This is a genomic window from Salmonella sp. SAL4457 (assembly GCF_046548235.1).
GTDB classification, from domain to species: domain Bacteria; phylum Pseudomonadota; class Gammaproteobacteria; order Enterobacterales; family Enterobacteriaceae; genus Salmonella; species Salmonella enterica.
Window position 1 is genome coordinate 1 of record NZ_JBGDZO010000377.1, and the last position, 277, is coordinate 277.

Below are 277 nucleotides of genomic sequence, written 5' to 3' on the forward strand. Positions count from 1 at the left end.
CCACCGCTTCTTCGTTGAAGCACCAGAGGTCTTCCAGGGAACCGCCGCCACGGACCAGGATCAGCGCGTCGAAGCCTTGCCGGTCGGCCAGTTGCAGCGCGCGGACGATCTGTGCGACGGCCTCGCGGCCCTGCACTGCGGTGGGCACCAGGGTCAGCTCGACCTGCGGTGCGCGGCGGCGAAACACGCTGATGATGTCGCGGATCACCGCCCCGCTGGGCGAACTGACGATACCGATGCGGCGCGGATGGGCGGGCAGCGGACGCTTGCGTTCGCT

The 277-nt window shown here is 69.3% G+C and carries 1 protein-coding gene; it reads right to left on the reverse strand.

All coding sequences use genetic code 11. The annotated features are described in order from the left end of the window. On the reverse strand, positions 1-277 hold a 277-nt coding region (locus ACLJNW_RS24715; protein WP_410961290.1), incomplete at both ends, for an exodeoxyribonuclease VII large subunit.